Below are 24,151 nucleotides of genomic sequence, written 5' to 3'. Positions count from 1 at the left end.
ATGGCGCGCTACGCAAAAATAGAACGTAAGACAAACGAAACTCAGATAGCTGTTGAAATCGATTTAGACGGTGAAGGAAAAGCCACAGTCGAAACAGGTGTACCTTTTATGGACCATATGCTTGACCTTTTCATGAAGCATGGCCTTTTTAATGGCAAAATCGAAGCGCATGGCGATACAGAAATTGATGATCACCATACTACGGAAGACTTAGGTATTGTGCTTGGCCAAGCAATTAAACAAGCACTAGGTGATAAAAAAGGAATAAAACGTTACGGTAATGCATTTGTACCAATGGATGATGCACTTGCACAAGTGGTAATTGATTGTTCAAATCGTCCACATTTAGAATTCCGTGCAGAAATTCCAGCTCAGAAAGTTGGCACATTTGATACTGAACTTGTACATGAATTCCTATGGAAATTTGCATTAGAAGCTCGTATGAATGTACATGTTATCGTTCCTTATGGGCATAATTCGCACCATATTATTGAAGCTGTTTTCAAAGCATTAGCGAGAGCCCTTGATAATGCTGTTCAAATTGATCCACGTGTTAAAGGGGTACCATCAACGAAGGGGGTGTTAACATGAAAATCGGTGTGATCGATTATGGAATGGGGAATCTTTTTAGCGTTGAACAAGCGATTAAGCGTTTAGGATGTGAAGTTGTTATTTCTGCAGATCAAAAAAGCTTATTGCAATGTGATGCACTTATACTTCCTGGTGTTGGTGCATTTCAGGATGCTATGAAGAAATTGCAAGATACGGGTCTTGTGTCACTATTTAAAGAAGTAATCGCAACGAAAAAACCACTCCTTGGTATTTGTTTAGGAATGCAGCTTTTATTTGAGAAAAGTGAAGAAAATGGATTTTGGCAAGGGCTAGGTATTTTTAATGGGTGCATTAAACAGTTTTCAGGTAAAGATGCTTCAGGAAAATCATATCGAGTACCTCATATGGGATGGAATGATTTGCAATTTGCTAAAGCCCCAACTTGGTTAGAGCAATTACCAAAGGAACGCTATGTCTATTTCGTGCATTCATATTTCGCAACAGATATGGACGAGGAAAATCTAGTTGCTTTTTCGGAGTATGGAGATAGTAAAGTTCCTGGTATCGTGCAAAAAGGATTCGTGACAGGTATGCAATTCCATCCTGAAAAATCAGGTGAATGTGGCGTTTATTTATTACAACAATGGCTTCGTTCAGTAGCGAAAGGGGTTGCCGTATCATGAGTTCAATTCAAATATTTCCAGCCATCGATATGAGAGGTGGAAAATGTGTACGACTATTTAAAGGAGATTATGAACGAGAAACTGTTTATGCAGACTCTCCATTCGAAATGGCAAAGAGTTTTGCAGAAGCAGGTGCAAGTTTTGTACATATGGTGGATCTAGATGGTGCGAAAAATGGAAAACGTGCACACGCTGCAGAAGTTATTCGTGTGGCAAAAGAGTTACCGCTAAAGGTTCAAATTGGTGGCGGTATACGTTCCGAAGAAGATGTTCGTTATTACCTGGAAAATGGTGTGGATCGTGTGATTATCGGAAGCTTAGCTATCCGTGAGCCGAAACTAGTAAAAGGCTTTGTCAAAGAATTTGGGCAAGAACGAATTGTGATTGGTTTAGATGCAAAAGATGGTATGGTCGCAACTCATGGTTGGATTGAAACCTCGGATCAATCAGCTATTGAAGTCGGTCAAAATTTTGCTAAAGCAGGCGCAAAGTATTTTATTTTCACTGATATTGCAACAGATGGTACACTAGCGGGTCCTAACATTGAAGCAAATATTCAATTAGCACAAAAAACAGGCGCTGAAATCATTGTGTCTGGTGGTATTAGTGCATTAGAAGATATTGCGAAGGTTAAGACTGCAGCACAAAATTCGACAGTTAGTGGCGTTATTATAGGTAAAGCTTTATATGCAGGACGCTTTACTCTACAAGAGGCGTTGAAGGAGGCTGAATAATGCTTACGAAACGAATTATACCGTGTCTAGATGTCAAAGAGGGCCGCGTTGTTAAAGGTGTTAAATTTGTTTCGCTTCGTGATGCTGGAGATCCAGTTGAATTAGCAAAATTTTATAACGAACAAGGTGCTGATGAACTAGTATTCCTAGATATTTCTGCTTCACATGAGGGCCGTGAAACGATGGTCGACGTAGTCCGTAAAACAGCGTCAGCTCTTGCGATTCCATTTACAGTAGGTGGAGGTATCAGAACGCTAGAAGATATGAAACGTTTGCTACGTGCTGGTGCAGACAAAGTATCGATTAATTCCTCAGCGATTAATCACCCTGAACTGATAAAAGAAGGCGCTGATTATTTCGGTGCACAATGTATTGTTGTTGCCATTGATGCTAAATGGAGCGAAGAAGATGATACTTGGATGGTCTATACGCATGGTGGACGAAATAAGACTGATAAAGAAGCAGTAGCTTGGGCTAAGGAAGCTGTAGCACTTGGCGCAGGTGAGTTACTTGTAACAAGTATGGATCAGGACGGAGAAAAGAAAGGATTCGATTTACCATTAACAAAAGCAATTCGTGATGCTGTAAATGTACCAATTATCGCAAGTGGTGGCGCGGGGAAAGCGAATGATTTCTATGAAGTACTACATGACGTTGATGCTGATGCAGCATTAGCCGCTTCGATTTTTCATTATAAAGAGACAAGTGTTGCAGAAGTGAAAAGCAGCTTAAAACAAAAAGGAGTGGCAGTAAGATGATTGAAAATCTTAAATTTGATGATAAAGGTTTAATCACAGTTGTTGTTCAAGATGTACAAACAAAAGAAGTATTAACAGTAGCATATATGAATAAGGAATCACTAGAAAAAACAATCGAAACAGGTGAAACTTGGTTCTTCAGTCGTTCAAGACAAGAACTTTGGCATAAAGGTGAAACAAGTGGTAACACTCAAAAAGTAGTTGCAATGCGTGCAGATTGTGATCTAGATGCTTTAATTGTGGAAGTTTTACCAAAAGGACCAGCTTGCCATAACGGAACAGTATCTTGTTTCACTGAAGTTATTAAGGAAAAAGATCCTTCAATCGGCTCATTAGATATTTTAGAAACATTGAAAAATGTCATTAGAGGCCGCGAAAAAGAAATGCCTGAAGGCGCATATACTACATATTTATTTAATGAAGGCGTTGATAAAATTTGTAAAAAAGTTGGAGAAGAAGCTACAGAGGTCGTAATTGCTTCAAAAAATCGCGACCCTGAAGAATTAAAATGGGAAGCAGCGGATTTAATTTATCATTTATTAGTGCTACTACAAGAGCAAAAATTAGATATATACGAAGTTTTAGGAGTTCTTCAAAAACGCCATGAAAAACACTAAACTATGTTATAATATAGGATACTATGTCTAAGGAGCGTATAATAACGTTCCTTATTGTTTTTCGGAGGAAAATTTTAGGATATGAAAAGTGAAAAAAATACTCGAAAAAATGTTGTGTCCTTTATTCCAAATGGTGAATTTTATTATAAAAAAGCAGTACAAGCATTAAATCGTGATCAAGAAGAAAAAGCTCTAAAATATTTGCGCAGAGCAGTTGAACTTAGCCCAGAGGATTCCTTAATATTACTACAATATGCTATCGTCGAGATGGAAGCTGGTCGTATTGATCACGCACTAGAATTATTAAGAAAAGCAAATGAGCTTGATCCGAATGAACCTGAAATATTATTGTTTTTAGCGGAAGCATCTGCACAAGTAGGTTTGACTGAGGATGCAAAGTATTTTGCTGAAGAATATTTACGCCTCGATGAAATGGGAGAGTATGCAGATGAGGCAATAGAAATAATCGATTTTGCCACATCAATGGAGGAAAGTACAGTCACTGGAAATTCATTGAATCGTGAAGCTATGTACTTACAAGAAAAGGCAAGAAAATTAATGGAGCAAGGGAAGCTTGATGAAGCGATTGAGATTTTAGAAAACATTATAACAGATCAACCCGACTTCTGGGCAGCGTATAATAATTTATCGCTTGCGTTTTTTTATAAAGGTGATTCTGAGCAAGCGAGAGCATTATTACATGAAGTATTACAAGGGGATTATGGGAATTTACATGCTCTATGTAATTTAACGGTAATGGCTTATTACGAAAAAGATGAAGAGGAATTACAAGTATTAACAGAATTACTTGTGAAACTTAGTCCTTTTTCTTTTGAACAACGATATAAGCTTGGTGCAACTCTTGCCCTGATTGGTTGTTATGAGGATGCTTACAAATGGTTGCAAAGTATGAAGCGACAGGGCTTTGAAGGAGATCCGGGCTATTATTTTTGGCTTTCTCATGCAGCTTATTTTTCTGGATATGAAAAAGAAGCAAGATTAACTTGGGCTAAATTAATAGAAATTGACCCCGAAAAAGTAGGGTATGAACCTTGGTCTATGCAAGACGAAGACGAAGTGTTTGATTCTGATTCGATTGAGGTAGATCGTGATTTTATCGTAGGGAAATTAGAGAGTGAATATAGAAGTGAACGTTTATTGGGGATATTTTTAGTCGGAAAATCACCACATCAACAAGAAATTCTCGCACATCCAAGTTGGATTCGGATCGATAATTATTCAGCGATTGAAAAGCTGTTTTTAGCCTATACACTAGACCATAATTTTCTTGAAGATGATAGCACATTAAAGCCGTTTTTGCGCTCTATAGAAGTTTTAGAAATCTTATACAATGACGTAAAACCGTTAAAATTAAATGACTCATTTTTATTCCAAATGTGGTTTGTATTATGTGAACGTGCTTTAGAGGATGGCTATGCATTTAAGAATCCTAATGCGCTAGCGGCCGCTACTGAATATATGTATAAATCATCTCGCATGAAAAATGTTACCAAAAAGTCTATCGCAACATATTATGGTATTTCTCCAGCTACATTAACAAAATATGTGAACGAATTAATACAGTATTTACCTCTTTTCGATAAGTAATTCCTTTATCCCGCATTAACGGGCAGTAATACCCCCACCTCAAGATTGAGAGAGAAGCAAAGAAGATAGGTGGGGGATAACTGCCCGTAAAAGCCCGATTGGTTCAACTAACCATCAGTGAGGGATGAAAAAAACCCTCACTGATGGAAGTTTCACTTTATCTAAGGCAGATATCTTGTCATAAACAATGGCTATACTCTAAGATTAAAACTAATGAAATAGGAACAACTTAGGAGGAACAGACATGTCCGAAGAAAAAATTTATGATGTTGTGATAATAGGTGCTGGTCCTGCAGGTATGACTGCAGCAGTTTATACTTCACGTGGCAACCTTTCTACTTTAATGTTAGAACGAGGAATCCCAGGTGGACAAATGGCCAACACAGAAGAAGTTGAAAACTACCCAGGTTTTGAATCTATTTTAGGACCTGAATTATCTACTAAAATGTTTGAACATGCCAAAAGATTCGGAGCAGAATATGCTTATGGTGATGTCACTGAAATCATCGATGGAGAAGAGTACAAAACCATCAAAGCAGGTTCAAAAGAATATAAAACACGTACAATCATTATTACAACAGGTGCAGAATACAAAAAAATGGGTGTACCTGGTGAAAAAGAACTTGGTGGCCGTGGAGTCAGCTATTGTGCAGTATGTGATGGTGCATTCTTTAAGAATAAAAACCTGATCGTTGTAGGCGGCGGGGACTCTGCAGTAGAGGAAGGCATGTACTTAACTCGTTTTGCTGACAAAGTAACAATCGTACATCGTCGCGATAAATTACGTGCACAAAAGATTATTCAAGATCGTGCATTTGCAAATGAGAAAATAGATTTTATCTGGAATAATACTGTTAAAGAAGTAAATGAAAAAGACGGTAAAGTAGGTAGCGTAACACTTGTTTCTACTATTGATGGTACTGAACAAGAAGTACAGGCTGACGGTGTATTCATTTATATCGGAATGTTGCCACTTACAAAACCATTCGAAAACTTAGGAATTCTAAACGAAGCCGGCTACATCAAAACGAATGCAGAAATGGAAACATCCATACCAGGTATTTATGCTGCTGGTGATGTACGTGACAAAACATTACGACAAATCGTTACGGCAACTGGTGATGGAAGTATTGCTGCTCAAGTTGTTCAACATTACGTTGAAGAACTAAAAGAGAAATTTGCAATCAAATAATCTTTTTAATGTGTTCTTAATACACTTGTCATATAGCTGAAATAATGATTGTGTATAGTAAATAAGGTAATAACCCCTTTTTATAAGAATATTGTTGTGGCTGTTTCTATCGGTTCCCTCGACTGACAGAAACAGCCTCTTTTTTTTACTTGAGCTGAGCAGTAAGGAAATAGTTATTGTAACCTTATCGTGCGATACTTTGAAGCTTTATATGTGGTAAGCAGGGTAGCCACAGGTATTAGATAATGTGTCGGCCGGCCGAGTAGTGTCAATGCCAGTCTAAGTGGTGATAAACATATTAGTTAAGTAATGCTAACATTCCAGTGACTGTTTGAATAAAATCACCTGAAATTGTGTATTTAGATTATTCCTTTGTACTCGGACAGTGGAAAAATGTATAATAAAGATTATAAGAATTGTTAGAAATGAGGTGTCGTGTGTGCAAAGAATCGCCAATTTATTAGTAAAAAAAGACGACAAAGTACTTTTATTAAAGAAGCCACGACGCGGTTGGTATGTTGCACCTGGAGGGAAAATTGAAAGTGGAGAGTCTATTTTCGAAGCAGCAAGTCGTGAGTTTCGAGAAGAGACAGGCACTACTGCGATGAAACCACATCTAAAAGGCGTTTACACAATGGTCATTAGACGTGGAGAAGAAGTAGTGAATGAGTGGATGCTTTTCACTTTTGTAGCAGAGAATTTAGAAGGAATACCATATAAAGAAACACGTGAAGGTGTGTTAGAATGGCACCCTATAGAGGATCTCAAGCATTTACCAATGGCAGAAGGAGATCGCACGAACTTATTATTTGCAGTTGAACAATCTGGTACACAATATGGAACTTTTACATATACAGAAGAATTCCAATTGTTAGAAGAAAAAATACAGATATCGTGTGAAGGGGATGGATGGAATGCCTAGTCCACAGTCAGTAAACGAGTTAATTATTATAACGGGAATGTCTGGTGCAGGAAAATCAGTAGCTATTCGAAGTTTTGAAGACTTGGGTTATTATTGTATCGATAATTTACCACCAGCTTTATTACCGACTTTTTTAAATTTAATGAAAGAATCTAAAAAAGAAATTTCTCGTATTGCGGCTGTAATGGACCTGCGTGGTGGTGATTTCTTCTCATCATTAATTGAGGCATTGGATCGTATTGAACGAGAAGACCTTGTTGCAACCAAGATATTATTTCTGGATGCAGATGATGAAACGTTAGTGAGTCGATACAAGGAAACGCGTCGCTCACATCCATTATCCGAAAATGGTTTACCACTAACCGGAATTCATCATGAACGTGAGCTTTTAGCGGATGTAAAAGAACGTGCTCAATATATTTATAATACGTCAAGTATGAAACCAAGAGAATTACGTCAACGGATTATTGCGCAATTTTCAGGTGTAGATTCTCGAAAATTCACAGTGAATGTTATGTCTTTTGGATTCAAATATGGCATGCCAATCGATGCAGATTTGGTTTTTGACATCCGTTTTTTACCAAACCCATATTATATAGAGGAACTACGACCTAAAACGGGGTTAGATGAGGAAGTTTCATCATATGTATTAAAGTATGAGGAAACAAACACATTAATAGAAAAATTAATGGATTTGTTTGAATTTATGATACCGCTTTATAAAAAAGAAGGGAAAACGCAATTAATCATTGCCTTTGGATGCACGGGTGGACAACATCGTTCGGTTACTTTAGCAGAATACTTTGGCAGCCACCTTGATCAGCATGCTCCGACAGTGATTACCCATCGCGATATTGCAAAGAGAAAGGGATAACCTTATGCAAAAAAAACAAACGCGGATTGTTCTCATCGGTGGTGGCACGGGTCTGTCTACATTACTTCGTGGGTTAAAGAAATTTCCTGTAGATTTGACTGCCATTGTAACTGTTGCAGATGATGGTGGAAGTTCAGGGAGACTGCGTGATGACTTCGCGATTCCGCCACCCGGTGATGTTCGAAATGTTATTGCAGCATTATCTGAAGTGGAACCGTTAGTTGAAGAAATGTTCCAATATCGTTTTAAAGGGAAAGAAGAATTAGGTGGTCATTCTCTCGGTAATTTAATGCTTACGGCATTAACAGAAATAACGGGGGATTTTTCGCATGCTATTCGCGAAATGAGTCGAGTATTAAATGTACATGGTAAAGTTTTACCAGCAGCCAATCAACGAATTACACTAATGGCTGAATTAATAGATGGGACAATCGTAAAAGGTGAATCAAAAATTCCAACGTTCAATACACGGATTAAACGCGTTTATTTGTCACCTCCAGATGTATTGCCATTACAAGAAGCAGTTAATGCCATCGAGAATGCAGATATTATTATTATTGGTCCTGGAAGTTTGTATACTAGCATTCTCCCAAATCTTTTAGTTGAGGGAATTAAAAAGGCAGTATTGAAATCAAAAGGTCATAAGATTTATATTTGTAATTTAATGACTCAATCTGGTGAGACATCTAACTATACTGCAGGAGATCATGTGCAAGCGCTGTATGACCATGTTGGTAAGAATTTCATTCAAACCATTTTAATTAACGATGAAGAGGTACCAAAAGCAATTAGGGAAGCTTATATTAAAGAGTCTGCAGAGCCTGTACAATTCGATGTAGAGCGCCTAGAAAGTATGGGACTAGAAGTCGTGAAAAAGGATATTGCAAATATTCATGATGGTGTTGTGCGCCATGAAACGAACCGTGTTGCTGCATGGTTAGTAGAATATGCGACAAATTATCAACAAAACAAGCAAAAGTTGTCGAATTAGCGTAAAATAAATTATTGATAGAGAGGGGGAGTCGATATGTCATTTGCTTCGGAAACTAAAAAAGAACTAACTCAAGTTGAAGCAGAAGATACAAGCTTAAAAGCAGAACTATCTGCCCTTATCCGAATGAATGGTTCTCTGTCATTTGCTAATCGTCAATTGAGTCTTGACGTGCAAACTGAAAATGCAGCAATTGCTCGTAGAATGTACACCATTTTGAAAAAATTATATAACTATCGAATCGAGCTCTTAGTCCGTAAGAAAATGCGACTTAAGAAAAATAATGTTTATATTTGTCGGGTACGTGAAGGTGCAAAAGAGTTACTAGAAGAGCTACATATTCTCTCGGGTAATTTTCTTTTTAATCATACGATTTCAAAAGAGTTAATCCACACTGAAGAAAATAAAAGAGCCTATTTGCGTGGAGCATTTTTAGCGGGAGGCTCTGTCAATAACCCTGAAACGTCTTCCTATCATTTAGAAGTGTATTCTTTATATAAGGAACACGGGGAAGCGTTGATGGACTTGATGAATCATTTTGAACTCAATGCAAAAACAATTGAGCGTAAAAAAGGTTTTATTACCTATTTAAAAGAAGCAGAGAAGATTTCAGATTTTCTAAGTCTTGTAGGTGCGCACCAAGCCATGCTAAAATTTGAAGATGTACGGATTGTTCGTGACATGCGTAATAGTGTCAATAGACTAGTCAATTGCGAGACAGCCAACTTAAACAAAACAATTGGAGCAGCAATTCGCCAAGTGGATAATATACGCTATATCGATAACATGATTGGTATTGAACAACTACCGGAAAAACTGCGTGAAATTGCAAGATTACGGGTAGAATATCAAGACGTAACATTAAAAGAACTGGGTGAAATGGTATCGACAGGTGTCGTTAGTAAATCAGGTGTAAATCATCGTCTACGCAAAATTGACGAAATTGCTGAAGCGCTAAGACGTGGAGAAAAGCTAAAAGTTTAGTGACATCATTCCACCAATCTACAATATGAAGGAATCGCTAGCTTTTATAAACAGCTATGCTAAAAAGTATAAGTAAATCAAAAACTTAAAAATTCCTATTATTTGAGATAATGTAAAAGTAATGTAAAATGTACTTATTAAAAAAGGGGGAGCAATTGTGGTAGAAAAACAATTAGTAGTAAAACTTAAATCAGGCTTACAAGCAAGACAAGCGGCATTATTTGTCCAAGAAGCAAATCGTCACACTGCCGATGTCTTCCTACAAAAAGACGATAAAAAGGTAAATGCCAAAAGTATCATGGGAATTATGAGCTTAGCCATTGCTAGAGGAACATCAGTAACATTAATTGCAGAAGGTAATGACGAAGAGAAAGCATTAGAAAAACTTGTTAAAATAATTGAAGACGAAGACTAATGTAATTCAAAAAAGCGCGGTGTAGAACAATTCAGTTGTTCTACACCGCTTTTTTGATTGATTAGAGGGCCAGAATCGTGGATAGCATCCAAAATTTCACCGGTTAGTAACAGAAAAACGACAAGACTCTATTTGAGCCTTGCCGTCCCCTCTATTAGTGCTTATTTTTTCAATTCATTACGTTCCATAATATGGTCGATTAAACCGTATTCTTTTGCTTGTTCGGCAGTCATGTAGTTATCACGATCTGTATCTCGAGCGATGACTTCGATAGGTTGACCAGTACGTTCAGATAGGATACCGTTTAATTTTTCGCGTGTTTTTAAGATATGTTTTGCAGCGATTTCGATTTCAGTTGCTTGACCTTGTGCACCACCTAGAGGTTGGTGAATCATAACTTCACAGTTTGGTAAAGCATAGCGTTTACCTTTTGTACCTGCTGTAAGTAAGAATGATCCCATTGATGCACACATACCCATACCAACTGTTTGTACATCTGGTTTGATGAATTGCATTGTATCGTAAATAGCCATACCAGCTGTTACGCTACCGCCAGGAGAGTTGATGTAAAGGAAAATGTCCTTTTCAGGATTTTCCGCTTCAAGGAATAACAATTGAGATACAACTGCATTCGCAACGTTGTCATCAATGGCACTTCCAAGCATAATGATGCGGTCTTTTAGTAAACGAGAGTAGATGTCATAAGCACGTTCACCGCGGTTTGTTTGTTCAATAACTGTAGGTATTAAGTTCATGTGAATAGCCTCCTCAATTAAATAAGGTAATTTCGTCTTCAATATGCTGAAATTCTGTATATATTTCAGCTGTAACCTTATCATACACATTATGGTCAATAAAGGTCAAATGTTACGATTATTTTTTTACCGTATTGAATTGTTCCTATTTAATTTGTATAATAGATAAGTCGCAAATACTTTTTTGCCCACGTAGTTTAACGGATAAAACATAAGATTCCGGTTCTTAGGCTGGGGGTTCGATTCCCTCCGTGGGCGTACTAAAACAAGGCACAAACCCTTATGATATAAGGGCTTGTGTATATAAGGGAGTAGAACTGTTAGTAATTATAACCAAATTTTCCCTAATAATATCATCCTCTAATCAATTTTTTTTGATTGGAGGATTTTTTTATACCCAAATATTATAAGTGTAGATATTTTTGCTCAAAATGATGGGAGAAAGTAGAAAAGAAATTGAGCTATGAATTTGGTACATTTCAAAAAGTTTTACACATACTTACTTATAATATTATGTATTTTTGTCAAAACTATCGTTTATCAATAAACGATGGAAGGTAAATAAATGAAGAACTCGGGAACAATTAGTATATTACATGTTGTATTCTTGACGATGACGTTTATTGGTTTGAAAAATCATGTAACCGTTATTCCATCAATATTAAAGTCTGCTGGAAGAGATGGGTGGGCATCTGTTTTACTTGGAGCATTTGTAACCTTTATATGGTTGTTTCTTATAGTTTATGTCCATAATAAATCTAACCAAGAGCCGATTAAAGATTGGTTAAAACAAAAAATAGGAAAAGTTGGATCATCGATTGTCTTATATAGTACAGCTTTCTATTTACTCTTACTTGCAGCGTTTACGATGAGAGAAACATTACTTTGGGTTTCTACAACCTTTTTACAGAAGACGCCAGTTGTTATTTTATTAGTCATTTATGCAGCGCTTATTATTTTTCTTGCTTCATTGGGTTTGCAAACTATTGTCATAGTAAACGTATTTGTATTAACGGGTGTAGTTATTTTTGGGTTTTTTGTGGCATTTGTCAATATAAAAGTGAAGGATTATGAGCTATTACGACCGTTTTTCGAACATGGGTTAGAACCAGTTTTAATGGGATCTGTTTACCCTGCATCTGGATTTGTTGAGTTACTGCTGCTTCTATTTCTTCAGCATCAAATACAAAATCGTATGCGATGGTATCATTTTGCAATAATGCTCCTCATATTAGTGGGCTTAACAACAGGTCCACTCCTTGGTGCTATTACAGAGTTTGGACCTTCGGAAGCAGCAAAGCAGAGGTATCCAGCTTATGAAGAATGGGGTCTAGCAACAATTGGGCGTTTTATTGAACATATAGATTTCTTCTCTATTTATCAGTGGCTAACTGGGACATTCCTAAGAGTAAGTCTTATCTTATATATTTGTTCAGACATATTGAATATGTCTGAAGATAAAAAACAAATTTGGACTAAGCTTGCGCCGCCGTTTTTTTTCATCTGTTTATCGTTAATTCTTTTGAGAGATAATGTTTTTTTAGATATTAATGGAAAATATTTTTTAATAAGTACTTTTCTCTTCTTTATCATATTATCGTTATTCCTTTCGATTGTTGCATTAGCATCGGGAAAGTCATCCAAAAAAGATAAAAATGACAAGAAAGGTGGTGAAGAACAATCGAACCAAGTGAAAACTCAATGAATTTGAATGTCTTGCAGCAGTTATTTCAGAAATCTGCAGATGTTAAATTCCAACAGTATAAATTTGATAATCATACAATACATCTCATCACATGTGAATCAATGATTGATCTGCAGTTATTAAATGAAGTCATTGTCCCACGTGTTGGGTTCTTATGTAGTAATTTGACGGATGAATCACTAGAAAAACAAGTGGAATCGCAATTGTATGTCCCAGATTTAAAAAAAGTGAAGGATGAACAAGAAGCGATATTACTAGTATATACAGGTTTTGTTCTACTTTATTTCGAAGAAGGAAAGCTCCTTTTTTCCAGTAATATTGCCAAAAAACCAAATCGTAATCCTGAAGAGACACGTACAGAAGTAACCATAAAAGGACCAAGGGATAACTTTATAGAAGATATCGCTGTAAATATTGCTTTAGTAAGAAAACGCTTGCCAACCAATTCCTTGTGCGTCGAAAAATTAGAAGCGGGAAAACGTTCAAAAACGAAAGTTGCCATTCTATATTTTGATGATATTGCAAATAAAGATATATTAAATGGAATAAAAGAGCAGATTAGTAAAGTTGACACAGATGCTGTATGGAGTGCTGATTTATTTATGGAACGTATAAATAATGGTGCCCTTATGTTCCCAAGACATGAATATTCGGGGAGACCAGATTATGCTGTTCAATCTCTTGTTAGAGGAAGGTTCATTATATTTGTTGATGGAACATCATATGCAATGGTTACCCCAGTCAATCTATTTTTATTATTAAAGACAAGTGAGGATAATGAATATCCAGTAGTCTTTGGTTCAGTTCAACGAGTAATGCGAATTGTTGGGCTATTAGTTGGTTCACTTCTACCAGCATTTTGGCTTTGCTTAACAACTTTTCATCAAAATCAATTGCCATTCCAACTTTTAGCAACCGTTGTTCAAGCAAGTACAGGACTTCCTTTCCCTGCAGCGCTTGAAATGCTCGTTATGCTGGCCATGTTTGAGCTCTTTCGTGAGGCGGGCTTACGTCTTCCAATTGTCCTAGGTGGTACGATTGGTGTTGTAGGTGGGTTAATTATTGGAGATGCAGCTATTCGAGCAGGTATTACAAGTCCTGCGATGGTTGTGATTATAGCTACTTCGACCATTGCAACATTTACACTCGTTAACCAATCACTAGTAACAGCGGTCAGTGCATTACGTGTTTTATTTATTTTAGTATCTGCATTATTCGGGTTCTTTGGCTTTTTTTTATCACTATTCTTTACACTTGCTTTTTTATCAAGTATAAGGATATTTGGAGTTCCTTATATGAATATTGCAGCAGATCTAAGTTGGTCAACCATAACTAAGTCTTTATTTCGATTACCCGCAAAGAAATATAAAAAGCGTCCAGAATCTTTAAATACTCTAGATAATACAAGGACTCAAGATCAAACAAAGACTCAAGATCAAACAGGGACTCAAGGTCAAACAAATACTCAAGGTCAAACAAATACTCAAGGCCAAACAAATACTCAGGGTCAGACAAATACTCAAGGCCAAACAAATACTCAGGGTCAGACAAATACTCAAGGTCAAACAAATACTCAAGGTCAGACAAATACTCAGGATCAAACAAATACGCAAGGTCAAACAAATAATCAGGATCAAACAAATACTCAGGATCAAACAAATACGCAAGGTCAAACAAATAATCAGGATCAAACAAATAATCAGGATCAAACAAATACTCAAGGTCAGACAAATTATCAAAGTCAAACAAATTATCAGGATCAAACAAATACTCAAGGTCAGACAAATAATCAGGATCAAACAAATACTCAAGGTCAGACAAATTATCAAAGTCAAACAAATAATCAGGATCAAACAAATACTCAAGGTCAGACAAATTATCAAAGTCAAACAAATAATCAGGATCAAACAAATACGCAAGGTCAAACAAATAATCAGGATCAGACAAATGCTCAAGGTCAAACAAATTATCAAAGTCAAATAAATAATCAGGATCAAACAAATACGCAAGGTCAAACAAATAATCAGGATCAGACAAATGCTCAGGGTCAGACAAATTATCAAAGTCAAACAAATAATCAGGATCAAACAAATACTCAAGGTCAGACAAATTATCAAAGTCAAACAAATAATCAGGATCAAACAAATACTCAAGGTCAGACAAATTATCAAAGTCAAACAAATAATCAGGATCAAACAAATACTCAAGGTCAGACAAATTATCAAAGTCAAACAAATAATCAGGATCAAACAAATGCTCAAGGTCAGATAAATAATCAAAGTCAAATAAATACTCAGGATCAAACAAATGCTCAAGGTCAGACAAATAATCAAAGTCAAATAAATACTCAGGATCAAACAAATACTCAAGATCAAACTAAGACTCAAGAGGAAAAAAATGAATAAGAAAATACTGATAATACTTATAATGCTCATAACGCTAATCTCAGGATGTTGGGATACAAAAGAACCAGAGCGAATGCTCTATATTTACGGAGTAGGTGTGGGTTATAAAGATGGAAAAATCGAAATATATACTCAAATTATTGATTTTGCCAACATAGCAAAATCTGAACAACCTCCTAACCCTAATAATATTCAGGCTGAAGTGGGACATTCGTCTGGTAAAACAGAACAAGAAGCGTTTTATAATTTGTACAAATCAATGGATGAAGAACTTTATTGGGGGCATCTTGCATATATAGTTTTTTCTGAAGATTTACTTAAATCCGGAAAGATGGATTCATTTATTAATCCCTTTATCCGATTTCTAAATACAAGATATCTAACTTGGGTGTATAGCACGAATGAGCCTTTGAAAGAGGTCATGTTAGTAACACCTATTCTTAATAAAGCAATATCATTATCTAAATTATCAGATCCTTTAAATTCATTTAGACAAGATTCTACGATTGAGCCTTTGAATGTTCGACAGTTAATATTCAAACTAGACGAGCCGAGTTATGAAGTGGCTATCCCCTCCGTGTCACTTCTTCATAATTGGGAAACGGAAAAACAAAAGAATATGATTACTACTATAAATGGAGTAAGTGTAGTTTCTCCAAAGGGTTTTAAAGGGAATATCACAGGGGATAAAGCAAAAGGATTACCGTGGATGGATAAGAAAACCAAAAGAGCAGAATTGTCAATTATGCTTGACTCTGAGGGAAAGCGTTATATTACCGGTAACGGAAAAGTGGATGCTGTAAAAGTTACGCCAATTGTTAAAAATAATTCGGTTTCCTTTGATGTAAATATAAAAATGGAAGTAGAGTTGGGGGGATTCCAAGGAAGCATAAAAGAGAAAAAAGTTAAAAAAGAAGTGGAAAAGGAAGTTAAAAAAGAAATTAGAGATACTTTTAAAGAAGGATTAAGTATTGATGCCGATGTCTACCATCTATCTGAAAATCTATTTCGTAAAGATGTAAAGGTGTGGAAGAAACTTCAAAAAAACGGAAAGATTGAATTGCGTGAGGATTCGATTCGTAATATTAAGGTAGATATTTTAGTGAATTCAGGAAGAAAGAATTTTAAAGAAACACTTAGAAGATAAAGAATAACATACTGATGAAATATATTTGATAGAGTAAATAATGTAAAAATAGTAAAGAAAAGCAGTTCATCCTCTATTTTAGGGGGCGAGCTGCTTTTTGTTAATTTTCATCAATATGTTCATCTTTGACTAAGCGCCAAATATAGTTTGCAATTTCTCTTGCCTCTGAAGCATGAGTTGTTTTTATAAATGATTTACGGAAAGGGGTAAGAAGTGCTTCAATGACGAATAATTTGAGTTCTGTTTGTTGTAATTCTGTCAGTAAACAATTTGCGTATTCAATTCCATCTTTTGGGTCATCTTTTGAAAGTTCTTCGATAAAACCCTTTAGTTGGTTTATGATCATGTTTTTATTAACCACTTTATGGTCAACACTATTTTTTATAAAATGAATCGTTTCAGCACCTATTAGAACTTCTTTCGTTTCTAACATTCGGGGGATAATGGCATCAATGTTACGAAGCGCCATATTAACAACAGCTTCAGGGTCCACACAACGATCTTCAGCAACTAGTAATGTCCGAATTGTATGTTGAATCATTGCGATTACTTGAACCGCACATTCGTAACTCATAATACTAATTTCTTTACCATAAACTTCAACCAATCGAGTAGAGAGCCAATCAAGTTCTTGTAAATGATGCATCATTACCACTTTTTTAACACCGACATCTCTTGAATGGTAAATAGACTCAAAAATTTGCAAAAGGTTTTGTTCACGATTAATATGCATGAGCACGGCGATTTGCTTCGCAAGTATATTAATATCTTTTGGATCTTGACCAAAAATAAGTTCATGTCTACGGTTACTCGCATCTTCACGGCTTTCCTGCAAAATAGCAATTAAACATTCGTTTTTCGAAGTGAAGTAATTATAGAAAGTTCCCTTTGAGATATTTGCTTCATGGATGATATCCATTATAGAGGTTTCGTTAAAGCCTTTTTCAATAAATAAACTACGTGCAATGTCGAGTACTTTTCTTTTACGCGTATTCATAAGTTCACCTTTTTAAATTATTTATACTCTTATTCTACAGAAAAAACGTTTACATATCAACGTTTTACGCTAAATGAAATTTTTTTGTTGAAAAAATTAGACTGTCAGTATAAAATAAAAAACATCACAAAAACAAGAATAAGATAGAAAGAATGAGGGGAAATTATGAGTAATGACTCTATACAGAAAAAGCCACCTTATGGCATGATTGCCATTTTGTTTATAGGTGCTTTTGTTGCTTTTTTAAATAATACGTTGATGAACGTTGCCTTACCTACAATTATGAAGGATTTTGATGTTACGTATTCTCAAGTACAATGGATAACAACAGGCTATATGCTTGTAAGTGGTGTGTTAATTCCTGCATCAGCATTCTTTGTTGTTCGATTTAAAAACCGTAATCTATTTATCACAGCGATGTCTATCTTTACAATTGGTACAATTATCGCGGCACTTGCTCCAAACTTTGGTACCTTATTGGCTGGACGAATGGTTCAAGCGGCAGGTGCAGCTGCAATCTCTCCATTATTAATGAATGTTATGCTTACAAGCTTCCCAATTGAAAAACGTGGTGCTGCTATGGGGATGTTTGGTCTAGTAATGATTGCAGCACCTGCGATTGGACCAACATTGTCTGGTTATATTGTTGAACACCATGATTGGCGTATGTTATTCGAAATGATTATTCCATTTGCCGTACTTAGTCTACTATTTGGTATTTGGAAATTACAAAATGTCATGGAAACTCGTAAAGTTTCACTAGATTATTTATCATTACTACTTTCAACAATTGCTTTTGGTGGCCTTTTATATGGCTTCAGTTCAGCTGGAGATAAAGGTTGGAGTGATCCATTGGTATATGGCACAATTTCTGTAGGTGCAATTGCTTTAGTTATATTCATTATCAAACAATTGAATATGGATGAACCATTATTAGATATTAGTATATATAAATATCCAATGTTTGCATTAGGTTCAGTTATTTCAATCGTTGTATCAGTAGCAATGTTTTCGGGTATGATTCTAACACCTGCATATGTCCAAAATGTAAGAGGTATTTCTCCGTTCCACGCAGGATTAATAATGTTACCTGGTGCAGTTATGATGGCCTTCATGTCGCCAATTACTGGGAAACTATTTGATAAATTTGGACCTCGTATTTTAGCATTTGTCGGTCTATCAATTATGACGGTTGCTACTTATTTCTTAACAAAATTAAAAGTTGATTCAAGTTATGCTTATATTATTTCGGTTTACACTGTTCGTATGTTCGGTATGTCTATGGTGACGATGCCAATCATGACAAATGGTTTAAACGCACTACCAATGAATAAAAACCCGCATGGTACAGCCATTAATAATACGGCCCAACAAGTATCTGGTGCAATAGGTACGGCGATTCTTGTAACTGTGATGGATAATCATATTAAAACAAGAGCAACTGAATTAGCAGCTGATGCAAAAGCAAAAGCGGTTCAAGCAGCGCATGCAGCTGCACAAGCTGGTCAAACTCCATCTTCGCCAACAGCAGAACAACTTGCTCAATTAAAAGCACATATAACTCAAACTGCATTATTAGATGGCATTAACTATACGTTTATGATAGCTACATGTATTTCAGGGGTAGCTTTAATACTTTCGTTATTCCTAAAACGTGTTAAAGTAAATAAAGAAGCTCAAGTACAAAAATAATATAGAACAAACAACAAAGCTCTCGACAAGACCACGTCGAGAGCTTTGTTGTTTTATTTTAACTTAATTGAGATGTGTATTTATAGTTGCTTCGCCATAACTATTTGTCATTGTAGCCATATCTTGAGGGGACATTTGAGGGACTTGGTAATATCCTTTTCTGTTTTGATAAATTGACACTTCGTATGCCATTTCAATGCAATTTGGAATTGAGTCTGCTAATACGCGACGAACAACTGGATTTGTTGTTTCCAATGCTGTAGCAAGTTTAACAGTAGCGGTTTCTTTGTGACATCCAAGGAGAAAACCGGAAATTATTTCATCACTTAATTCACTAGCTTGAGTAATTGGTTTTTTGGGTTGTCCAGGTTGTACACCATAAGTAAATTTGTTGTTTTCAGTCATTTCATAATGTCCAGTTGGACGAGAAGGATCACGACCTGTTTTAAATGATTCCACCAATGTATTGTATTCGTCTAAGCTAAATTTGTACTGGCGGTCTAATATATCTCGTAATTCAGTATCTTGGATGTGGTCACGTAATAATACGCATTGGTTTAATCCACCAACAATTGTGGATAGAGTTTCATGCATATCCATTACTTCATGTCCACCATGATTGAATTTTGCTGAATCTACATGATACGTTGGATCATTATTCATCTGATTTTGTGATTGTTGTTGAGACAAAATATAACCTCCTTTAAAATTAGGCGCTTGTGTTCACGCAGAGATAGTATGGACTTCGAGTCGACTTCAATACATGGAATATAAAAAATTCAATATAAACGCACTGTTGCATGGATATTTATAAGAATTTATCAATTTGTTAATAATTTGTTTATCTTTTTTCATTAAACAGTTAAGATTTGCTTTTTATAATGATAAGTACACAAAGGGAATGAACAAATAGATGGTTCAAATGAATAGTCAAATCAGAATAATGTGTATTGCAGATAAAGGAAATGGTTGAACGAATTAACGGATGGAACTTTGGTCAATTTTTATTGTCCAAACCAAATCAATTGCTTATGTTCAGCTAATCCAATTCCTTTCTAAAGCAGTTGGTGATTTATGCATTCGTATGGTTTTGATGATCAATGGACAAAATTTATAATGACATTCTAACTGAGGTGCAAAACAGTGAAAAAAATAACATTCATTCTTCCTGCTTTTAATGAGGAGGAAAATATTGATAAATTATATGATTCAATTGTGGGTGAGTTTAACACAGTAGATTATATATATGAAATATTACTAGTGAATGATGGAAGTACAGATGGGACATTAGAAAAAATAAAAGAAATAGCCATTCATGATAAACAAGTAAAGTATGTGTCATTCTCCCGTAATTTCGGAAAAGAGGCTGCGATCTATGCGGGACTTCAGAATTCAACAGGAGATGCAGTCATATTAATGGACAGTGATTTACAACATCCAGCATCATTAGTAACAGAAATGATTAAAGGCTATGAGCAAGGATATCATCAAGTTGTAGCATGCCGAAATCGAAAAGGTGAATCTAAACTGCATCGTCTTTTAACAGGTGCATTTTATCGTTCTGTAAATAAGTTAAGTGAAGTACAGTTAGAAAATGGAGCAGGTGACTTTCGTCTGTTAAGTCGAAAAGCAGTTGATTCACTATTACAGCTTAGTGAAAATAATCGCTTTTCTAAAGGACTTTATGAATGGATTGGTTTGTCTAAAAAAACATTCTCTTATGAGAATGTTGAACGTCAATATGGAGAAAGTAAATGGTCATTTTCTGACTTATTTTCCTATGCGCTGGACGGAGTATTATCGTTTAACACAAAACCACTTCGACTTTGCTTGTATATGGGTGTCTTCATTTTATTTTGTGGATTAATGTATATCGCAACAACTTTTGTTGGCATTATTACAGAAGGAATAAAAGTGCCAGGCTACTTTACAATCATTTCAGCTGTGCTATTACTTGGTGGTGTTCAGCTTTTAAGTTTAGGGATTATCGGAGAATATATTGGACGAATCTATAATGAAGCAAAACATCGACCTCATTATATTGTTGAAGAATCAAATATGGTTAGCCCCTCCAAATTTGTACCACGCGTTGTATCTTCAAAAGATGTTGAAGAAATCTTTAGAAAAAGTGGTTTTGCGTACAGAACGAAAGAGGATCAACGATGAACAAGGAATGGTTTAAATTTATAATAGTGGGCGGTATTAATACAGCCCACTATTATGCGTGGTATGTATTGTTCTACTCAATATGCCTTATCAGCTATTTACCCAGTCATATTATTGCAACTGTTTTAAGTATGTTTGGTTCCTATTTTCTTAACGTCTATTTTACGTATAAGGAAAGACCTTCATGGAAGTCATTTTTCCTATTTCCACTTACGCAGATAACGAACACTGTTGTGCAATTGATTTGCCTTGTTGTATTTGTCAAAACATTGCATATGTCTCCTTATCTTGCACCACTTGCAACTGCAATAGTCAGTGTGCCGATAACATTTTTTGTCACTAGGAGGGTTATTCGTGTTTCAAAACCAATCTAGATGGAAACAAAAAGGATTGCTAATAGCAAGCATGCTCCTCATTTCGATCGTGGCACATGGCTTTTTTATTTGGCAACAGTCGAATGGACTTGTAATGAAAGGTATTAACGATGGTCTATCGCAAATGCTACCTTTTAAGCAATTCATCTATAAAAACTATTCCCAAGGAAACTTTTTTTATGCAGATGATTTTGGAATTGGTGGAGGGATTTTTTCTCAGTTAGCTTATTATTTCTCAACAAATATTTTCTTTTTAATTATCGCATCCTTATTGTTTATAGTGGAATCTATTACAAAATATCATGTGGATTTAAATACTTGGGTACAGCTTATTTTGCCTATGAGTATTTTAAAACAAACGGCTATTTTAGTTGTCGCATACAGTTATTTTAAAACGATGAAATTATCCAAAAAAGCTTCGTACGTTGGAGCAGTTATTTATGGATTAAGTCCCTTCTTTTTTAGACATGAAATGTATTGGGATATCTTAACAGATGCAATATTTTGGCTTGTTTTATTATTAATAGGTATTGAGAAAATTATACGAAAAGAATCATCAACTACTTTCGTAGTAGCTGTTGCGCTTATTTTTATCAACAATTTTTATTTAGCATATGTGAACTTACTAATAGGTTTCTTTTATATAATCATTCGTTGGTTTGTTCATTGTTCACAGCAAGAGCTTTCCATAAAAAAGCAATTGAAACACTATTTAAGTGGTGGATTATTAGGATTAGGAATCGGTTGTTTTGCATTTATACCAGCAGCTATGGGTTACCTACACAATTCCCGCCCACCATACAAAGATGCTATCCCATTGATAGACATTCAAGATAATATACTTTCTAATCCACGTATTCTCTGGTTACCGGTCTTTGTTGTGGTAGCATTAAGTATCAAGAAGTTATATCAAAACAAGACATTCCAACTCTTTACCATAGTTGCCATTGGCGGAACTGTTCTGCATTTCATACCGTATGTTGGTAGCATGTTTAATGGATTTTCAGCGCCACAAAATCGATGGGAAGCCATTGTGGTTTTAGGTTATGCAGGTGTATTTGCTGTAGCTATAGATCACTTTGAATATTGGAAGGCGAGACATGTTATAAGAACATCGACCGTTTTTCTAATTTTCATGCTTATCGTTAGTTTTATAGACCCAACATTTAAGTGGGGAAAAGATAGCGTTATTTTCATAATGACGGCTTTGTGGATAATTGGGATTAGCTATGTATTAACAAAGCGAAAATCACAAAATACCGCTATTCTATTCGTAATCATCTTTATGATAGGATATGCAAATGTGTTTCAAGCAAATCGTTTAACCGAAGTGGATAAAAACTCATATGCTTCAACAACCCAATTCATGGAATCAGACAAATACAATTCGAATGAACAAAAACGATTAATTCAATACATGAAACGTCATTTAATTAATGATGGAGCAAGAATTGATTGGATGGTGGATGATCGAAATAACACGCCTATCGTACAAGATTTTAAAGGGGAAAGTGTTTATTCCAGTGTTTTAAACGGTGATGTATTAAATATGTATCAAAAAGACCTTCAAATTGATATGGGGAGGGAAAGTGTTAGTAGATATGCGACTTTGGGTGCTAGAACAAACTTAATGTCTATATGGCAAACACAGTTCTATATGCGCGGAAATGCAAATCAATCGATTCCATATGACTATCATTTAGTAAAGCACTCAAAAAATTATAATGTTTATGAGAATAAAAAGTTATTGCCTGCGTTTCGTGTGACGAATTCTTTATATTCTGCAACAGCTTTAGAAAATCAGCCTATATTAGCGAAAGAACATGCGATGCTACAAGGTGTTATAACAGAAAATGAACAAACCACAAAGGAATCCAAGGTTCCTGAGACTGCCATTAAAAAAATAAGCACAGTCAATGCAAAGTGGAACGGTGATGTTTTAAATATACAGAAGAAAAACGGAGGATTTGATCTCCATATTGCTCCTTCTCAAAATACAAAAGACCTTTATGTCCAATTTCACGTTGAAGGAATCCATCAAAAAGAATCATTTAATCTTCAAGTGAATGAAGATCAAACGATGCGAAAAAGATCAGATTCTATTTATCGTACAGGATATAATGATTTAACGTTTGCAATCAATCGAGCAAATACCATTCATATTCGTTTGTCAAAAGGGGAGTATCACATAAATAATATTCATGTATATGAAGAAGACTATTCGACCCTATCTGATGCATTGAAGTATAGTAAAGGTGCAGATATACAATGGCAAAATGATCATGCAAGTGGTGCAGTAAAAACAACTCAACCTCACGAAATGTTAGTCACACCTATACCTTATGAAAAAGGGTGGACAGCTCATATTAATGGGAAGAAAGTAGCGATAGAGAAGGTAAACTATGCGTTTATTGGTATTCCATTAATGGACGGTGAAAATGAAATTGAACTGGACTACAAACCACCTTACTGGACAGCATGCTTATGGGTTGCATTTATTTCAATTGTACTCTTTAGTTTTGGAGTGTATCGACAAAGAAGACGGATTAAAAGTATAGATTAAAAACAGATAGATAGGGG

Annotated in this window: 22 protein-coding genes and 1 tRNA gene; 20 read left to right on the top strand and 3 right to left on the bottom strand. The window is 35.6% G+C overall.

All coding sequences use genetic code 11. From position 1 onward, the window contains the following. The 12 genes from hisB to Q8X41_RS08890 all read left to right on the top strand — a co-directional run bounded on the left by hisB (position 1) and on the right by Q8X41_RS08890 (position 10,330). Positions 1-591, top strand: coding sequence for an imidazoleglycerol-phosphate dehydratase HisB (hisB, locus tag Q8X41_RS08945; RefSeq protein WP_397539883.1), 591 nt, complete (start codon positions 1-3; stop codon positions 589-591). Further along, a complete protein-coding gene (hisH, locus tag Q8X41_RS08940) occupies positions 588-1,235 on the top strand; it encodes an imidazole glycerol phosphate synthase subunit HisH (RefSeq protein WP_397539882.1) in 648 nt (215 codons plus the stop codon). The genes hisB and hisH overlap by 4 nt, the downstream gene beginning before the upstream one ends. Then, positions 1,232-1,969: a 1-(5-phosphoribosyl)-5-[(5-phosphoribosylamino)methylideneamino]imidazole-4-carboxamide isomerase gene (gene hisA, locus Q8X41_RS08935; RefSeq protein ID WP_397539881.1), complete on the top strand. Its 738-nt coding sequence runs from the start codon at positions 1,232-1,234 to the stop codon at positions 1,967-1,969. The genes hisH and hisA overlap by 4 nt, the downstream gene beginning before the upstream one ends. Then, positions 1,969-2,727, top strand: a complete 759-nt coding sequence (gene hisF / locus Q8X41_RS08930; RefSeq protein WP_397539880.1) for an imidazole glycerol phosphate synthase subunit HisF — start codon at positions 1,969-1,971, stop codon at positions 2,725-2,727. The genes hisA and hisF overlap by 1 nt, the downstream gene beginning before the upstream one ends. Beyond that, positions 2,724-3,344, top strand: a complete 621-nt coding sequence (gene hisIE / locus Q8X41_RS08925) for a bifunctional phosphoribosyl-AMP cyclohydrolase/phosphoribosyl-ATP diphosphatase HisIE (RefSeq protein WP_397539879.1) — start codon at positions 2,724-2,726, stop codon at positions 3,342-3,344. Before hisF ends, hisIE begins: the two co-directional genes overlap by 4 nt. Before the next feature lie 81 nt (positions 3,345-3,425). Beyond that, positions 3,426-4,952 carry a tetratricopeptide repeat protein gene (locus Q8X41_RS08920; protein WP_397539878.1) on the top strand — a complete coding sequence of 509 codons (1,527 nt, stop codon included), beginning with the start codon at positions 3,426-3,428 and terminating at the stop codon, positions 4,950-4,952. Between the two features lie 244 nt (positions 4,953-5,196). Beyond that, on the top strand, positions 5,197-6,144 hold the full coding sequence (trxB, locus tag Q8X41_RS08915) for a thioredoxin-disulfide reductase (protein ID WP_397539877.1): 948 nt from the start codon (positions 5,197-5,199) through the stop codon (positions 6,142-6,144). 439 nt (positions 6,145-6,583) lie between these two features. Next, positions 6,584-7,066, top strand: a complete 483-nt coding sequence (locus Q8X41_RS08910) for an NUDIX domain-containing protein (RefSeq protein ID WP_397539876.1) — start codon at positions 6,584-6,586, stop codon at positions 7,064-7,066. Beyond that, positions 7,059-7,940 (top strand): RNase adapter RapZ, encoded by an 882-nt coding sequence (gene rapZ, locus Q8X41_RS08905; protein WP_397539875.1) that lies wholly within the window; start codon positions 7,059-7,061, stop codon positions 7,938-7,940. Before Q8X41_RS08910 ends, rapZ begins: the two co-directional genes overlap by 8 nt. Positions 7,941-7,944: 4 nt before the next feature. Continuing rightward, the gene (yvcK, locus tag Q8X41_RS08900) at positions 7,945-8,931 is read left to right on the top strand and encodes a uridine diphosphate-N-acetylglucosamine-binding protein YvcK (protein WP_397539874.1); all 987 of its coding nucleotides are present in this window, start codon (positions 7,945-7,947) and stop codon (positions 8,929-8,931) included. A 36-nt stretch (positions 8,932-8,967) separates the two neighbouring features. Beyond that, positions 8,968-9,915 (top strand): DNA-binding protein WhiA, encoded by a 948-nt coding sequence (gene whiA, locus Q8X41_RS08895; RefSeq protein ID WP_397539873.1) that lies wholly within the window; start codon positions 8,968-8,970, stop codon positions 9,913-9,915. 157 nt (positions 9,916-10,072) lie between these two features. Next, positions 10,073-10,330: an HPr family phosphocarrier protein gene (locus tag Q8X41_RS08890; protein ID WP_397539872.1), complete on the top strand. Its 258-nt coding sequence runs from the start codon at positions 10,073-10,075 to the stop codon at positions 10,328-10,330. Between the two features lie 161 nt (positions 10,331-10,491). Here the strand turns inward: Q8X41_RS08890 and clpP are convergent, their stop codons facing one another. Continuing rightward, positions 10,492-11,085, bottom strand: coding sequence for an ATP-dependent Clp endopeptidase proteolytic subunit ClpP (gene clpP / locus Q8X41_RS08885; protein ID WP_397539871.1), 594 nt, complete (start codon positions 11,083-11,085; stop codon positions 10,492-10,494). Between the two features lie 186 nt (positions 11,086-11,271). Here clpP and Q8X41_RS08880 point away from each other — a divergent pair. From Q8X41_RS08880 to Q8X41_RS08865, 4 genes are all read left to right on the top strand, one after another. Continuing rightward, positions 11,272-11,343: transfer RNA gene (locus Q8X41_RS08880), tRNA-Arg, on the top strand. 307 nt (positions 11,344-11,650) lie between these two features. Beyond that, positions 11,651-12,790, top strand: a complete 1,140-nt coding sequence (locus Q8X41_RS08875; RefSeq protein WP_397539870.1) for an endospore germination permease — start codon at positions 11,651-11,653, stop codon at positions 12,788-12,790. Then, the gene (locus tag Q8X41_RS08870) at positions 12,787-15,195 is read left to right on the top strand and encodes a spore germination protein (RefSeq protein ID WP_397539869.1); all 2,409 of its coding nucleotides are present in this window, start codon (positions 12,787-12,789) and stop codon (positions 15,193-15,195) included. The genes Q8X41_RS08875 and Q8X41_RS08870 overlap by 4 nt, the downstream gene beginning before the upstream one ends. Beyond that, positions 15,188-16,342, top strand: coding sequence for a Ger(x)C family spore germination protein (locus Q8X41_RS08865; RefSeq protein ID WP_397539868.1), 1,155 nt, complete (start codon positions 15,188-15,190; stop codon positions 16,340-16,342). The genes Q8X41_RS08870 and Q8X41_RS08865 overlap by 8 nt, the downstream gene beginning before the upstream one ends. Before the next feature lie 100 nt (positions 16,343-16,442). Here Q8X41_RS08865 and Q8X41_RS08860 read toward each other — a convergent pair whose 3' ends face one another. Continuing rightward, positions 16,443-17,339, bottom strand: coding sequence for a TetR/AcrR family transcriptional regulator (locus tag Q8X41_RS08860; RefSeq protein ID WP_397539867.1), 897 nt, complete (start codon positions 17,337-17,339; stop codon positions 16,443-16,445). A 165-nt stretch (positions 17,340-17,504) separates the two neighbouring features. Here Q8X41_RS08860 and Q8X41_RS08855 point away from each other — a divergent pair, with 165 nt between their 5' ends. Next, on the top strand, positions 17,505-19,031 hold the full coding sequence (locus tag Q8X41_RS08855; RefSeq protein ID WP_397539865.1) for an MDR family MFS transporter: 1,527 nt from the start codon (positions 17,505-17,507) through the stop codon (positions 19,029-19,031). Between the two features lie 63 nt (positions 19,032-19,094). Here the strand turns inward: Q8X41_RS08855 and Q8X41_RS08850 are convergent, their stop codons facing one another. After that, entirely contained in the window at positions 19,095-19,694 is a 600-nt protein-coding gene (locus tag Q8X41_RS08850; protein ID WP_397540233.1) for a spore coat protein, read from the bottom strand. A 480-nt stretch (positions 19,695-20,174) separates the two neighbouring features. Between Q8X41_RS08850 and Q8X41_RS08845 the strand changes: the two genes are divergently transcribed. The 3 genes from Q8X41_RS08845 to Q8X41_RS08835 are packed head-to-tail and all read left to right on the top strand — an operon-like array spanning position 20,175 to position 24,134. Next, the gene (locus Q8X41_RS08845) at positions 20,175-21,197 is read left to right on the top strand and encodes a glycosyltransferase family 2 protein (protein WP_397539863.1); all 1,023 of its coding nucleotides are present in this window, start codon (positions 20,175-20,177) and stop codon (positions 21,195-21,197) included. Further along, a complete protein-coding gene (locus Q8X41_RS08840) occupies positions 21,194-21,571 on the top strand; it encodes a GtrA family protein (protein WP_397539862.1) in 378 nt (125 codons plus the stop codon). Before Q8X41_RS08845 ends, Q8X41_RS08840 begins: the two co-directional genes overlap by 4 nt. Continuing rightward, positions 21,552-24,134: a YfhO family protein gene (locus tag Q8X41_RS08835; RefSeq protein ID WP_397539861.1), complete on the top strand. Its 2,583-nt coding sequence runs from the start codon at positions 21,552-21,554 to the stop codon at positions 24,132-24,134. Before Q8X41_RS08840 ends, Q8X41_RS08835 begins: the two co-directional genes overlap by 20 nt. The last annotated feature ends 17 nt before the right edge of the window (positions 24,135-24,151 follow it).

The organism is Rummeliibacillus pycnus, from assembly GCF_044359855.1.
Lineage (GTDB): Bacteria > Bacillota > Bacilli > Bacillales_A > Planococcaceae > Rummeliibacillus > Rummeliibacillus pycnus_A.
The sequence above is the reverse complement of the archived record's forward strand: the minus strand, read 5'-3'. Positions and strand labels throughout refer to the sequence as shown.

Bases quoted from the DNA above. Each gene is read 5' to 3' on its own strand.
- hisH (WP_397539882.1), top strand. From the start codon at position 588: ATGAAAATCGGTGTGATCGATTATGGAATGGGGAATCTTTTTAGCGTT.
- Q8X41_RS08875 (WP_397539870.1), top strand. From the start codon at position 11,651: ATGAAGAACTCGGGAACAATTAGTATATTACATGTTGTATTCTTGACG.
- hisIE (WP_397539879.1), top strand. From the start codon at position 2,724: ATGATTGAAAATCTTAAATTTGATGATAAAGGTTTAATCACAGTTGTT.
- Q8X41_RS08920 (WP_397539878.1), top strand. From the start codon at position 3,426: ATGAAAAGTGAAAAAAATACTCGAAAAAATGTTGTGTCCTTTATTCCA.
- hisB (WP_397539883.1), top strand. From the start codon at position 1: ATGGCGCGCTACGCAAAAATAGAACGTAAGACAAACGAAACTCAGATA.
- yvcK (WP_397539874.1), top strand. From the start codon at position 7,945: ATGCAAAAAAAACAAACGCGGATTGTTCTCATCGGTGGTGGCACGGGT.
- Q8X41_RS08840 (WP_397539862.1), top strand. From the start codon at position 21,194: ATGAACAAGGAATGGTTTAAATTTATAATAGTGGGCGGTATTAATACA.
- hisF (WP_397539880.1), top strand. From the start codon at position 1,969: ATGCTTACGAAACGAATTATACCGTGTCTAGATGTCAAAGAGGGCCGC.
- Q8X41_RS08850 (WP_397540233.1), bottom strand. From the start codon at position 19,694: ATGAATAATGATCCAACGTATCATGTAGATTCAGCAAAATTCAATCAT.
- hisA (WP_397539881.1), top strand. From the start codon at position 1,232: ATGAGTTCAATTCAAATATTTCCAGCCATCGATATGAGAGGTGGAAAA.
- clpP (WP_397539871.1), bottom strand. From the start codon at position 11,085: ATGAACTTAATACCTACAGTTATTGAACAAACAAACCGCGGTGAACGT.
- rapZ (WP_397539875.1), top strand. From the start codon at position 7,059: ATGCCTAGTCCACAGTCAGTAAACGAGTTAATTATTATAACGGGAATG.
- Q8X41_RS08870 (WP_397539869.1), top strand. From the start codon at position 12,787: ATGAATTTGAATGTCTTGCAGCAGTTATTTCAGAAATCTGCAGATGTT.
- Q8X41_RS08860 (WP_397539867.1), bottom strand. From the start codon at position 17,339: ATGAATACGCGTAAAAGAAAAGTACTCGACATTGCACGTAGTTTATTT.
- Q8X41_RS08865 (WP_397539868.1), top strand. From the start codon at position 15,188: ATGAATAAGAAAATACTGATAATACTTATAATGCTCATAACGCTAATC.
- whiA (WP_397539873.1), top strand. From the start codon at position 8,968: ATGTCATTTGCTTCGGAAACTAAAAAAGAACTAACTCAAGTTGAAGCA.
- Q8X41_RS08855 (WP_397539865.1), top strand. From the start codon at position 17,505: ATGAGTAATGACTCTATACAGAAAAAGCCACCTTATGGCATGATTGCC.
- trxB (WP_397539877.1), top strand. From the start codon at position 5,197: ATGTCCGAAGAAAAAATTTATGATGTTGTGATAATAGGTGCTGGTCCT.